The organism is Demequina sp., assembly GCF_016278775.1.
Lineage (GTDB): Bacteria > Actinomycetota > Actinomycetes > Actinomycetales > Demequinaceae > Demequina.
The window spans coordinates 23,700-36,196 of record NZ_JADQBF010000083.1; the positions used below are offsets into that span (position 1 = coordinate 23,700).

The window sequence follows — 12,497 nt, forward strand, 5'->3', positions numbered from 1 at the left end:
AGCCGCACGTGTCACACGGTCGCACGCGTCCGCGGCGGTGGTGGGTCGTGTTCCACGTCCGCGTGAGACTCATACAACTCCCCCACCCTGCGCAGCAAAGGGCCCTCACGCAAGTCCGCGCCATCGAGCCACACGACGGGCGCAAGGCCCCGAGTGGAGGAACTCACGGCGGCAAACGCGTCGCCGTGTCTGACCTCGTCGAGAACGGCCATCTCCAGCTCGCCGGGCGCCGCCACACGCACCGGCATCCCGGCCTTGGCCCCCCACTCAAGCACCAAACCTCGAGTAATCCCCGCGAGGCAACCAGACGATAGCGGCGGCGTGACCACCTCTCCACGACGCTCGATGAACACGTTCGATCCGGTGCCCTCGCACAGGTATCCGAACGTGTTCGACATGAGGGCCTCGTCGGCTCCCTGCTTGGCCGCGAACTGCGCCATCACCACATTCTCGGCATACGACGTGGACTTCACTCCCGCGATGGCGGAGCGCTCGTTGCGTTTCCACGGAGCTCGCACTGCGCGGCACGCGCCCGGCGCGCTCCCGGGGCCACCCCAGATGATCACGTTGGGCTTCCCCGTCCCTCTCACCGAGCCCATAGGCCCCGGCCCTGACACCACGGTGATACGCAAGCGCGCGACGTCCGCCGGCTCGGCCTCCAGCACCTCCCGGATGCCGCTCCGAACAAAGGGGATGTCCACAGCCTGCATGCCCATGCGGTCAAGCGAGTACTGAAGCCTCACGAGGTGGCGGGTGAGAGCGAAAGGATCGCCGTCCCGCACCGCAAGTGTCTCGAATACCCCGTCGCCAACGGTGACTCCGTGATTCCCAGCCTGCAACACGGGCGCGTTTGCGGAATGGAGGGTTCCATCGACCCACACGACCGCGCTCATGTCGTCATTGTGTCGGCAGATGCCAGGGCAATCAACCTTCTAGCCTTGAGTTCCGTCTCCGCCCACTCGCCAGCGGGATCCGAACCCCACGTGATCCCAGCACCAGTGCCGAATCGCAAAGTGCCGCCTTGAGCGTCGTCCCACCAAAACGTGCGAATCCCCACCGCGAGTTCTGCCCGTTTTCGATCCGCGTCAATCCACCCGATCGCGCCGCAATACGGACCGCGCTCAGCGGTCTCCTCGCGCTCAATGATGCGCAGTGCCGAGGACTTGGGCGCGCCGCTCACGGAGCCAGGCGGGAACGTCCCGTCGAACATCGCGCGCCACAACTCATCGGTCCAGTCGTACTCGGGTTCGAGCCGGGAGGTGACCGTCGATTGCAGGTGAGACAGTCCGGGGAGCTCGTGGTGTCCCAGCAGTTCCGGCACCTCGACGCTTCCCGGGGTGGCGGTGTGGGAGAGATCGTTACGGATCAGGTCGGTAATCATGACGTTTTCCGCGGTGTCCTTGTCGAGCATCCGCTCCCCCGGGGCCGCAGTTCCCTTGATGGGGGACGACGCCACGGCGTCGCGGTCGACGCTGAGGTACAGCTCTGGCGACGCGGAAACGACCCAACAGCCGGGCCATCCGTCCGACGCCGGGACGACGATGCGGGCGGCGTGGCGGGCGGGATTGCCCTTGGCGAGCACATGGGAAAGTGCGACGGCGTCCGGGCCGGGCGGCTCGGCGGGCAGCGGAGCGTCCAGGACGCGGCACAGGTTCACCTGGTAGACGTCTCCTTCGAGAATGTCCCGACGAATCGCCCGCACGCCGCGCACGTACTGTTCGCGGTCCAGAGAACTGGACCAGTCGGTCGCGCGCGGGCCGTGCCATGGTCGCGAGTGTTCCGTGTCCTCCTCGGCACTCCGACCGCGCTCCACATCGGCCATGCGCCACGCGTCAATGCGACCCTCGAAGGTGCCGACAACCACCCAGAAGCCGCCTTGCGACAGGCGATGCCCCTCCACACGCGCGTCCACGTGCTCGACAGGACGTGTCGCCCTCACCCCTCGAAAAGCGGCGCTACCTAGCCGCCTGGGATCCTCGCGCCATGTCATGCGTTCACGCTACTGGCCCGGCCATATCGGCGCCGTGCACTGCGTGTCGTGAGTTGGTAATCGCCCGTGGGATGGGCTACAGTCAATCCTCGTTCAAGGCGTCAAAACCTTGGTACGCGGACGTGGCTCAGTTGGTAGAGCATCACCTTGCCAAGGTGAGGGTCGCGGGTTCGAATCCCGTCGTCCGCTCGGTGGTAGGCGCCCTCGGGCGTCGGCCTGGCGGTGGAGTGGCCGAGAGGCGAGGCAGCGGCCTGCAAAGCCGTCTACACGGGTTCGAATCCCGTCTCCACCTCGCATGGGGCGATTGGCGCAGCGGTAGCGCGCTTCCCTGACACGGAAGAGGTCACTGGTTCGATCCCAGTATCGCCCACCATGCATGACCACCCCGGGCAAGCCCCGGGGTTGCTTTCTGTTCGGCGCCATGTAGACCGGCGCGACACCAGCGCTAGAGCCGCCGTGCGGCAATCACAAGGCCCTCTGCGGCCTCGCGCAGCGCGGCGGACTCGAGCGTGAGCGCCAAGGTAGCGCAACGCTGCGCGAGCCTGTCGAGGTCGTTCATCTCCGTCAAGCCAGCGGACAGCCGACTGTCGATCGGATCCACCAGCGCCCCAAGCCGCTGCGACACGCCAGAGCGCACCACCACATGCCTCCAATTGGTGAGCATCCGCTGGAACGACATCAGCGCCTCATGGGCTTCGTGAATGGAGGCCACAACCTGCCCGAGTTCCTCTCGGACGCGTTGACTCATCACCTCGCCCTGCCGCACCGAGGCTGACACGGTTTCGCCCAAGAGGACGACCGTGCCTTGAGGGTCGCCCACCGATGACCCCGATGCGGCGTCGCGAGCAAACGTCAGGGCCATGTCGTTGTGAAGCACCGACAGCGCGAGGCTGGCACGCAGGTCGAGGACGATTCCGCGCACCTCAGCAAGCAAGGGGGCCAGAGGGGCAAGATCTTTGCGCGCCGTCACAGCGAGAGACAGCGCCGCTTGCGCGGTCTTCGCGGCCGCCGGTGCGGCTGTCCCGACCGTGGCTGCGGCATCGGCAGCCGCCGCCGCCGCGTCCTCCAACCCCTCCAGGGTCACCACAAAGGCCGCCTGAGCGCTGTCCAGGCTCGCTGCCACCTCCGTCGCGTCTTCGTATCTCGCCCGCAGTGTCATCAACTCTCTGTCGACGGCGCCAATAGCGAGCACCACCTCGTGGAGCGGCTGCCCCGGCGCAGTGGGCGGAGCATGCGGAGGTGCAAGCCGTCGCCGTTCGTCAACCTCCGCTGGCACCACCGCACGAATCACGTCGTCGTAGGTGGGAAATCCCAACGCTGCAAGCCTGGCGCCGAGATCCTCTGCCCCTTGCGACGCGGCCTGAGCCCTCGGCATACCGCCTCGACGCCACTTGTTCTCAAGCGCCCGAGTATGGGCGTAGGCCCTGGACACCGGCTCCCACAAGTCGGGCCGCGTGACCGCGCTCCTCACGGAGATGAAGCCCTCACTCAGGGGAGTGACGGTCGAGAAGGTCAGGTAGTAGGCGCCATCCCTGGCCAGATTCTGGACGTAGCCCATCATCGATTGGCCCGCCAAGAGTCGCTCCCACATGATGTGGAAGACGGCGCCCGGCATGTCAGGATGCCGAATGATGTTGTGCGGCTCCCCCACCAACTCATCCTCCGCGAACCGCGACAGCTCCACAAAGGTCGAGTTGACCGTGACGATCATTCCGCGCTTGTCGGTAGTCGAGAAGAAGATCTGATCAGGCGTGTAGTCGCGGCGCTCACCCGTCGGTTCGACGCGCTTGACTGCCATGAATCTCGATCCCTTCCTGACCCGGCGACGCGGAGCCTTCGCTCACCATCCGCACCTTAGCCCGAATGGGGCTCGTAGCAGCGCAAGGGCGTGCTGGCGCGGACCACTTCTGAGCGATTCAGGACGACACATCGCTCGTGGGCTGCACCCACCGTGGCCTCACGAGGCAGAGCCGGAGGCTTCCCCGCGATTGTCAAAGGGCTTGGTCCCGCAGTGCAGCGCGACGACGCCTGCCGTGAGGTTGCGGTGAGAGACCCCGGTGAATCCAGCAACGCTGAGCCACTCGCTGAGCGTCGCCTGCTCCGGCCAATCCTTGATCGACTCGAAGAGATACCGGTACGCACGCGGGTGTGAACTTGTCGCGCTGACCAGAAGCGGCATGACGTAACGCAGGTAGGCGAAGTAGCTACCCCGCACGATGGCACTCGGCGGGCGTGAGAACTCGCAGATGACGACGCGTCCCCCTGGCTTCAGCACTCGGTACATCTCGGCGAGCGCGACCTGGGGCCGCTGCACATTTCGCAGGCCGAAACTGTCGGTGACCGCGTCGAACTCGCCGTCGCCGAACGGCAGGCGCTCGGCGTCGCCCACCACGTAGTCGAGGGCAGGATGGCGACGGCGACCCACCTCGACCATGCCCTCTGAGAAGTCGAGGGCAATGACCTTGGCGCCGGATCGTGCGAGCGATGCGGCGCTGTTGCCGGTACCCGCGCCAATATCGAGGATGGCCTCACCTCGCTGCGGAGCGACAGTCCGGCTGTTCTCCTCAAGCCAATAGCCGGCGCGGCCGACCGAGAGCACAGCGCTCGTGCGGTCGTAGCCGCGCGCCACGCCGTCGAACATGCCCGCGACCTCGCGGGGCTCCTTGGTCATATCTGCCGTTGTCACAGAGGGAGTCTAACTGTTCCCACCTGTGGCTCTGCCCGTTCTTGGTGCGTGCCAGTGCTCAACTGCATCCTGTGACCGGGTCGGGGACTTCGAACAAAGCGATGTCCCCCACCACTCTTCCGATGGACCCCAATAGTTCCGAAGCCACGCGACGGCAATTGTCCCCGTGACATGATGGCTAGGAACCTCAGCGACCAGGGAAAATCGACACATGGCAGACGCACCTCACGAACGCTCCAAGAGGCTGGGGCATCGAGTCGACGCGCCCGTTCCTGTCTCGACCTACCGCCTCCAGTTGACCCCCGACTTCACGTTTGACGACGCGCGCGCCGAGTTGGACTACTTCGCTGCGCTCGGCGTGAGCCACCTGTATCTCTCGCCGATCCTGACGGCCGCTCCCGGCTCTACGCACTTCTATGACGTGGTGGACCACTCGCATGTGGCCGCAGTGCTCGGGGGTGAGGAGAGCCTGCGACGCCTGGCTTGGGAGGCAGGCGAGCGCGGCATCGGCCTGATCGCGGACATGGTGCCCAACCACATGTCCGTGCCGACTCCCGTGTACCACAACCAGGCGCTGTGGTCCGTGCTCGCCGAGGGCGAGGACTCGCCCTACGCCCACTGGTTTGACGTGGACTGGTCGAGCAACGACGGCGTGCTCATGCCCGTGCTCGGCGACCGCATCGGCTCGATTCTCGCCAGGGACGAACTCACGCTTGACCGGATGGTGATCCCCGGCTTCGAGGACGCGGGCGACGTGCCCGTGTTGCGCTACTACGACCACGTGTTCCCTGTGCGCGAGGGGACCGAGAACCTGCCGATGGACACCCTGGTGCAGGAGCAGCATTACCGTCTCGCCTATTGGCGTGTCGCCAACGAGGAACTCAACTACCGCCGCTTCTTCGATGTGGGGTCGCTCGTTGCGGTGCGTGTCGAAGACCCCGACGTGTTCGAGGCGACCCATCGCCGCATCATCGACCTGGTGAACGATGGCACCCTTCAGGGTCTTCGCATCGACCATCCCGACGGCCTCGCAGACCCCGCCGGCTACATCGCCCAGCTGTCAGATGCCACCGACGGCGCCTGGATTGTGGTGGAAAAGATCCTCGAGGACGAGGAACGGCTCCCGACCTCATGGAAGACGGCCGGGACGACGGGCTACGACGCGTCGTGGCGCGTCGGCGCGCTGCTGCGCAACCCTGCGGGCGCGGCCCCGTTGGCGGGAACCCTGTTTCAGTTGACCGGCGACGCCATGGGCGCATTGCCTGGCATCATCGACGAGGCGAAGCGAGAAATTGTCAAGGACTCACTGTCCTCTGAGACACAGCGGCTCGCCACGCTCGCCCACGAGGTATGCAAGTCGGATGTGCGCCTGCGCGATCACACGTGGACGTCCCTGTACGACTGTCTACGGACGATGCTCGTGACCTTCGGCCGCTATCGCGCCTACGTCATTCCAGGGGTCACCTCCAAGCCCCCTTCGCTGGAAGCCATCGACGCCGCGGCCGCCAATGCCCGTGCCCAACTCGATCCGGAGCGCCACGAGACGCTCGACGTGGTGGTCGACCTGCTCAAGGGCTCAGAGGTCGGCTCGGCGGGCAAGACGTTCGAGGCGACCCGCATGCACCTGGTGACGCGCTTCCAACAAGCGTGTGGAGCGGTGATGGCCAAGGGGGTGGAAGACACCGCGTACTACCGCTGGACGCACCTCCTGCCCTTGTGCGAGGTGGGCTCCCCTGCGGGGCGGTTTGCGGTCCCGCCAGCGGGGTTCCACGCGTGGGCGGCCGATCAGCAGTACACGTACCCGCACGCCATGACCACTCTCACTACCCACGACACCAAACGCTCGGAGGACGTGCGCGCGAGACTCGGCGTGCTGAGCGAGGTTCCCGAGGCGTGGGACGAGTGGCTGGGACGCGTGCGTGCAGCGACCGCCGAGATGCGGCCAGCGGAGCTGGACGGCCGTACCGAGAACTTGTGGTGGCAGACCCTCGTGGGCACCGTCGCCATGGACGGGACTCTCATGGAGTGGGACCGCCTCGAGGGCTACCTCATCAAGGCGATGCGAGAGGCGAAAACCCACACCACCTGGACCGGCGTCAATGACACCTACGAGACCGCCGTGTTGTGGTTCGCCCAGGCGACCCACGTGGATCCCACCGTGCGGGAGCTCGTCAGCGAGTGGACGGCCCTGACGGAAGAGGGCGTTCGGACCGCAGTGCTGGCACAGAAACTCATTCAACTGACCATCCCCGGCGTGCCAGACGTGTATCAAGGCACGGAGGAGTTCCGTCCCCTCCTCGTGGACCCCGACAACCGCAGGCCAGTGGACTTCGTGCACCTCGCCAGCCAGTTGGGACGCGTCGTGGGGCGCAGCAAGACTCGCAACCTGTCGGAAGAGAAGCACCGGTTGACGGCGCGATCTCTCCAGGCCCGCGCCGCGCACCCTGGCGCGTTCATCGGCGAGTCGGCTGGCTACGTGCCGCTGCCGTCGTCCTCTGGTCACGCGGTGGTCTTCGCCCGTACCCAGGACGACGTCCCTATGGTGATCACCATCGCCACCCGCATCGCGATCGAGTTGGAACACCTTGGTGGTTGGGGCGAACACACCGTGACACTTCCGGAAGGAGTGTGGGAGGACACCCTCACGGGCGCCACCTTCGATGGCGGTCAGGCCTCGCTCGCCGAGATCCTCAAGATCCATCCCGTGGCGCTGTTGGAGCGCGTATGAGCGCGCTCACGGTGTGGGCGCCCGACGCACAGTCCGTCTCCTGTCATGTGCGGGCAGGGGGCCACACTGAGGGCCTGACGGTGACGCCCATGGTCAAGGGGGACGACGGATGGTGGTCCGGCCCCGCGGCCGACGCGGGCGACGAGTACGCGTTCGAGGTGGACGGCGCTGGTCCTTTCCCCGACCCCCGCAGCCCATGGCAGCCGCACGGCGTCCATGGCTTTTCGCGCGTCTTCGACGCCTCCGCGTTCCCGTGGACCGATGGCGTGTGGGAGGGGCGGGACGCGCGCGGAGCGGTGACCTATGAACTTCACGTCGGCACCTTCACGCCCGCCGGGACTCTCGACGCCATCGTCGGGAGGCAACTGAGGGACCTCGCGTCCCGCGGCATCGAGATGATCGAGCTCATGCCGGTGGCCGCCTTCCCAGGCAATCGCGGCTGGGGCTACGACGGAGTGGCGCTCTACGCGGTGCACGAGGCGTACGGCGGACCCGCCGCCTTGCAGCGGTTTGTCGACGCCGCGCACGCCGTGGGGCTCGGCGTGTGTCTCGACGTCGTGTACAACCACCTGGGACCGGACGGCAACTACTTGAGCCAGTTTGGGCCCTACTTCACGGATGCGCACGAGACCCCGTGGGGTTGGGCCGTCAACCTTGACCAGCCCGGCTCAGGTGGCATGCGCGGCTTCATCGTGGACAACGCCTTGAGGTGGTTCGAGGAGTTCCACATCGATGCGCTACGGCTCGACGCGGTGCACGCGCTGGTCGACGACTCCCCCACGCACCTTCTCGCCGAGTTGTCGGAGCGCACCGCGACGCTGGCTGAGCGCCTCGGTAGGCCGCTGTCGCTCGTGGCCGAGTCGGATCTCAACCAGCCGGACATGGTGGTGCCAGTGGCGGAGGGCGGCATGGGCATGACTGCTCAGTGGGCGGACGACGTCCACCACGCCTTGCACTCCTACCTCACCGGCGAGAGGCACGGCTACTACGAGGACTTCGGCTCAATCGAGACGCTCGACAAGGCCTACCGCAAGGTGTTCGTTCACGACGGCGGGCTGTCGTCCTTCCGGGGCAAGACGTGGGGCGCCCCCGTGCCGGACGACATGGACCGCCAGCGCTTCGTCGTGTTCGCCTCCAACCACGACCAGGTGGGAAACCGCGCCATCGGCGATCGGCCATCGGTGACGCTCAGCCCCGGCGCTCAAGCCGCCTCGTTGGCGCTCATCCTGCTGAGCCCGTTCACCCCCATGCTGTTCATGGGCGAGGAGTACGGGGAGACGCGTCCGTTCATGTTCTTCACCGATCACGACGAGCCGCTCGGCTCGGCCGTGTCCGAGGGTCGCATGAGCGAGTTCGCCGGTCATGGGTGGGAGCAGCTCTACGGCGGTGAGGTGCACGTCCCTGATCCTCAGGATCGCCAGACCTTCATGCGCTCCAAAGTGGGACCGGGCCTGAGCGCCGCTGGCACCGCGCACGCCGACATTGAGGCGTGGATGAGCCAGGTCATCGCCGCACGTGCACTCACGCTGCGCGACGGCGCTTGGGAACGGCACCCCGTGTCTGTCACCGAGGCCGCATCCCGTCAGCTGACGATGCACGGCCCCGTGCGCATGCACGCCAACCTCTCGTCGACGCCGATGCAGGTGGAGGGTGCTCCGCTTGCCGTGTTCGGTCAGGTCGCCGCTAGCGACGACCGTTTCTCTCTCGCGCCAGACGCCGTGGCGCTTGTGGCACTCAAGGAGGACTGATGGGCAAGAAGGATCGCCGCTGGGACAAGCCGCCGACCGAAACACTTCGGGTTCGCGAGGGCTTCACGGTGGACGGCTTCGACTGCGCCAGCACTCCTGGCTTCCCTGGAGATGAGGACGACGGCGAGCGATTCATGGAGGATCGCGGCGAGACGCTGAGCGACCTCCAGGAGCAGCTCTTTGCAGAGGGCCGCTCCGGAGGCACGCGCTCCGTCTTGCTCGTCTTGCAGGGGATGGACACCTCCGGCAAGGGAGGGATCGTGCGCCATGTGCTTGGCATGGTTGACCCACAGGGGGTGCAGCACACCTCCTTCGGCGTGCCCACGGCAGAGGAACGCTCGCACCACTACCTGTGGCGCATCGAAAGAGCGCTGCCGTCTGCGGGAAAGATCGGCGTCTTCGACCGATCTCACTACGAGGACGTGCTGGTGGTGCGAGTGCACAACCTGGTGGCTGCCGACGTCTGGGGCGCGCGTTACGACGAGATCAATGCCTGGGAGCAACGGCGCATCGATGAGGGAACCCGCATCATCAAGTGCGCCCTCATGGTGTCGCCGGAGCGGCAACTCGAGAGACTTGCGGAGCGCTTGGATCGGCCAGACAAGCACTGGAAGTACAACCCAGGGGACCTCGACGAGCGTGCACACTGGGACGCCTATATGCAGGCCTACCAGGCGGTCTTTGACCGATGCTCGACTGAGTCGGCGCCCTGGTACGCCATTCCGGCGGACAACAAGTGGTTCGCACGCCTGGCCGTCTCTGAGCTCTTGGCTACCACGTTGGAGGACATGAACCTCACGTGGCCGGCGGCCGACTTCGACGTGGACGCCGAGAAGGCCAGGATCGCGGCCTTGCACGACTAGCGCGGCCACGCAGTCCCGAAGTTTGTGTCCGCTAGTCGCCCACGCTCATGGCGGAGAGCCTGGACAGCGCCCTGAAGTACTTCTTGCGATAGCCCCCCGCGAGCATCTCTGAAGTGAAGACCTCTCCCAAGGAGGCTCCGGACGCCACGATGCTGGCATCGGCCTCGTACAACCGGTCGACCAGGCTCACCACCCGAAGTGCCTGCGCCTGGTCACGGAGCGGCTCGACGTCCGTCACACCCAAATAGCGCACGCCATCGACGTAGGCCCCCAGCCGGCTCGGGTGGACATGCTGGAGATCGGACACCAACTCGGGCCACGACTCCACCACGCCGCCCCACTTGTCGCTCACCAGCGCCACGGCTTCCGGACTCGAGTTGACGAAGGCGAGTTCGCCACGATGCCTATAGTCGGGGCCGTCAATGCTGACCACGTCGAACACGCCAGCAACCGCCTGGATCTCCCGCGTGAAGTCGTCGGCCGCGAATCGCCCCTCGCCCAAGGAATCCGGCAACGTGTTGGACGTCGCGGCAAGCGCCACTCCGGCATCGGCCAGTTCCCGCATCAGGCGAGCCATCAACACCGTGTCGCCTGGGTCATCCAACTCAAACTCGTCAATGCAGACCACGCGGAAGTGGGCGAGCGCGTCCCTCGCCCGTGCGAAACCGAGCGCCCCCACCAGGTGCGTGTATTCCACAAAGGTTCCGAACGCCGCGTGGCGTCCTGCGTCCGACGCCAGCGACGCAAGGAGGTGAGTCTTTCCCACCCCAAAACCGCCGTCAAGGTAGATCCCCCGACCTGCAGAGCCACGTCGCGATCGGCCTGTCGCTCCTGCGGCAAACGTCCGCACGGCGGAAAGCGCGTCGGCTTGGGAGGGGAACTGAGGATCGGGACGATAGGTGTCGAAAGAGGCGTCCGCGAAGTGTGGTGGCACGGTGAGGGACGCGACCAACTCGGCCCCCTCGACCATGGGCCTGCGTCCGACGACCTTCACGGTTTCCCACAGTAGTGGGAACGGTGTCCCCCTGAGCGCAGGGACTACGCCTCGACTTCAGAGCGGTCGCCCGACCACAGCGTGTGGAAGGTGCCTTCCTGGTCTATCCGCTTGTACGTATGAGCGCCAAAGAAGTCCCGTTGAGCCTGGATGAGCGCCGCGGGCAAGCGTTCAGAACGCATCGAGTCGTAGTACGCCAGCGATGACCCGAAGGCCGGCACCGGCACGCCTGCGAGCCCGGCTTGAGCGACGATGCGTCGCCACCCGGACAATCCGTTGGCTATCCCGTCGGTGAAGTAGGGGTCGACCAAGAGGCTGGGCAGTTCTGGGTTGCGCTCGTACGCCTCCGTGATGCGATTGAGGAAACGTGCCCTGATGATGCACCCGCCGCGCCAGATGCGCGCCATCGCCCCGCGATCGATGTTCCAGCCGTACTCCTCGGAAGCCGCCTGAATCTGATCGAAGCCCTGTGCATACGCCACCACCTTGGAGGCGTAGAGGGCGACGCGCACGTCTTCGATGAAGCCCTCTTCGTTGCCGATGTGGAAGTCACCGGCCGAGGAACTCAGCAGTTCATGGCCAGCCTCTCGCTGAGCCCTCTGCGACGAGATGGCTCGCGCAAACGTGGCCTCAGCAATGCCTGTCACTGGCACGCCCAAGTCGAGGGCGCTCTGCACGGTCCATCGCCCCGTGCCCTTCTGCGCCGCCTCGTCCACGATCACATCGACGAGTGGCTTGCCCGTCTTGGCGTCCTTGTGCGCCAACACCTCGGCCGTGATTTCGATGAGGAAACTCTCGAGCTCTCCCTGGTTCCACTCGGCGAAGATCTTCGCGATCTCCTTGGGTTCCAGGTCGAGGCCCTCACGCAGCAAGGAGTAGGCCTCAGCGATCAGCTGCATGTCCGCATACTCGATGCCGTTGTGCACCATCTTCACAAAGTGCCCGGCGCCGTCCGGACCCACGTGGGTGCAACACGGCACCCCGTCGACCTGTGCCGAGATCTTCTCGAGGATGGGGCCAAGGGACGCGTATGACTCGGCGGGGCCACCCGGCATGATCGACGGTCCAAGCAACGCGCCCTCTTCGCCGCCAGAGACGCCGGAGCCGACGAACAGGATGCCCTTGTCGCTCAACTCGGCCTCGCGTCGGCGTGTGTCAGGAAAGTGGGCGTTGCCAGCGTCGACGATGATGTCGCCCTTGTCTACCAGCGGCACGAGCGCGTCGATGACGGCATCAGTAGCAGCGCCTGCCTGGACCATCACGACGATCTTGCGGGGCTTCTCGAGCGAGGCCACGAAGTCCTCAAGGGACTCAGAGCCGAGAAACACACCTTCGTCGCCGTGCTCGTCGAGCAAGGACCGCATCTTCTCTGGGCTGCGGTTGTGGACCGCCACGGTAAAGCCATTGCGGGCAAAGTTCCGCGCGAGGTTGCGGCCCATCACTGCAAGGCCGGTCACGCCAATCTGGGCAAGCGCCATGTCACTTCCT

Annotated in this window: 9 protein-coding genes and 3 tRNA genes; 6 read left to right on the top strand and 6 right to left on the bottom strand. The window is 65.9% G+C overall.

Annotation, left to right across the window (positions count from 1 at the left end; translation table 11 throughout):
• Nucleotides 1-11: 11 nt before the first annotated feature.
• Entirely contained in the window at nt 12-893 is an 882-nt protein-coding gene (locus QZZ33_RS09500) for an aminotransferase class IV (RefSeq protein ID WP_291379679.1), read from the bottom strand.
• Nucleotides 890-1,990: a chorismate-binding protein gene (locus tag QZZ33_RS09505; RefSeq protein ID WP_291379681.1), complete on the bottom strand. Its 1,101-nt coding sequence runs from the start codon at nt 1,988-1,990 to the stop codon at nt 890-892. The genes QZZ33_RS09500 and QZZ33_RS09505 overlap by 4 nt, the downstream gene beginning before the upstream one ends.
• Nucleotides 1,991-2,106: 116 nt before the next feature.
• On the opposite strand from QZZ33_RS09505, the gene QZZ33_RS09510 reads away from it, so the two are divergent.
• The 3 genes from QZZ33_RS09510 to QZZ33_RS09520 all read left to right on the top strand — a co-directional run bounded on the left by QZZ33_RS09510 (nt 2,107) and on the right by QZZ33_RS09520 (nt 2,363).
• Nucleotides 2,107-2,179, top strand: a tRNA-Gly gene (locus QZZ33_RS09510).
• Nucleotides 2,180-2,211: 32 nt separating this feature from the next.
• A tRNA-Cys gene (locus QZZ33_RS09515) sits at nt 2,212-2,282 on the top strand.
• 6 nt (nt 2,283-2,288) lie between these two features.
• Nucleotides 2,289-2,363 (top strand) — tRNA-Val (locus tag QZZ33_RS09520).
• Between the two features lie 72 nt (nt 2,364-2,435).
• Here the strand turns inward: QZZ33_RS09520 and QZZ33_RS09525 are convergent.
• On the bottom strand, nt 2,436-3,788 hold the full coding sequence (locus tag QZZ33_RS09525) for a PAS domain-containing protein (RefSeq protein WP_291379682.1): 1,353 nt from the start codon (nt 3,786-3,788) through the stop codon (nt 2,436-2,438).
• Between the two features lie 159 nt (nt 3,789-3,947).
• Complete coding sequence (locus tag QZZ33_RS09530; RefSeq protein ID WP_291379684.1) at nt 3,948-4,676, bottom strand: class I SAM-dependent methyltransferase; 729 nt, start codon at nt 4,674-4,676, stop codon at nt 3,948-3,950.
• A gap of 211 nt (nt 4,677-4,887) precedes the next feature.
• Between QZZ33_RS09530 and treY the strand changes: the two genes are divergently transcribed.
• Genes treY through QZZ33_RS09545 form a run of 3 tightly spaced genes read left to right on the top strand, consistent with a single transcriptional unit; the run spans nt 4,888 to nt 10,015 of the window.
• Nucleotides 4,888-7,404 (top strand): malto-oligosyltrehalose synthase, encoded by a 2,517-nt coding sequence (gene treY, locus QZZ33_RS09535; protein WP_291379686.1) that lies wholly within the window; start codon nt 4,888-4,890, stop codon nt 7,402-7,404.
• Nucleotides 7,401-9,152, top strand: coding sequence for a malto-oligosyltrehalose trehalohydrolase (gene treZ, locus QZZ33_RS09540; protein WP_291379688.1), 1,752 nt, complete (start codon nt 7,401-7,403; stop codon nt 9,150-9,152). Before treY ends, treZ begins: the two co-directional genes overlap by 4 nt.
• Nucleotides 9,152-10,015 carry a polyphosphate kinase 2 family protein gene (locus tag QZZ33_RS09545; protein WP_291379689.1) on the top strand — a complete coding sequence of 288 codons (864 nt, stop codon included), beginning with the start codon at nt 9,152-9,154 and terminating at the stop codon, nt 10,013-10,015. The genes treZ and QZZ33_RS09545 overlap by 1 nt, the downstream gene beginning before the upstream one ends.
• Nucleotides 10,016-10,046: 31 nt before the next feature.
• Here QZZ33_RS09545 and zapE read toward each other — a convergent pair whose 3' ends face one another.
• Together zapE and gndA are read right to left on the bottom strand one after the other, a co-directional pair.
• Nucleotides 10,047-11,009 (bottom strand): cell division protein ZapE, encoded by a 963-nt coding sequence (gene zapE / locus QZZ33_RS09550; protein WP_291379690.1) that lies wholly within the window; start codon nt 11,007-11,009, stop codon nt 10,047-10,049.
• A 44-nt stretch (nt 11,010-11,053) separates the two neighbouring features.
• Entirely contained in the window at nt 11,054-12,487 is a 1,434-nt protein-coding gene (gndA, locus tag QZZ33_RS09555; RefSeq protein ID WP_291379691.1) for an NADP-dependent phosphogluconate dehydrogenase, read from the bottom strand.
• Between the last annotated feature and the right edge of the window lie 10 nt (nt 12,488-12,497).

Excerpts from the sequence above, each read along its gene's own strand:
- QZZ33_RS09545 (WP_291379689.1), top strand. The coding sequence starts at position 9,152 with ATGGGCAAGAAGGATCGCCGCTGGGACAAGCCGCCGACCGAAACACTT.
- QZZ33_RS09525 (WP_291379682.1), bottom strand. The coding sequence starts at position 3,788 with ATGGCAGTCAAGCGCGTCGAACCGACGGGTGAGCGCCGCGACTACACG.
- gndA (WP_291379691.1), bottom strand. The coding sequence starts at position 12,487 with ATGGCGCTTGCCCAGATTGGCGTGACCGGCCTTGCAGTGATGGGCCGC.
- QZZ33_RS09500 (WP_291379679.1), bottom strand. The coding sequence starts at position 893 with ATGAGCGCGGTCGTGTGGGTCGATGGAACCCTCCATTCCGCAAACGCG.
- treZ (WP_291379688.1), top strand. The coding sequence starts at position 7,401 with ATGAGCGCGCTCACGGTGTGGGCGCCCGACGCACAGTCCGTCTCCTGT.
- QZZ33_RS09505 (WP_291379681.1), bottom strand. The coding sequence starts at position 1,990 with ATGACATGGCGCGAGGATCCCAGGCGGCTAGGTAGCGCCGCTTTTCGA.
- treY (WP_291379686.1), top strand. The coding sequence starts at position 4,888 with ATGGCAGACGCACCTCACGAACGCTCCAAGAGGCTGGGGCATCGAGTC.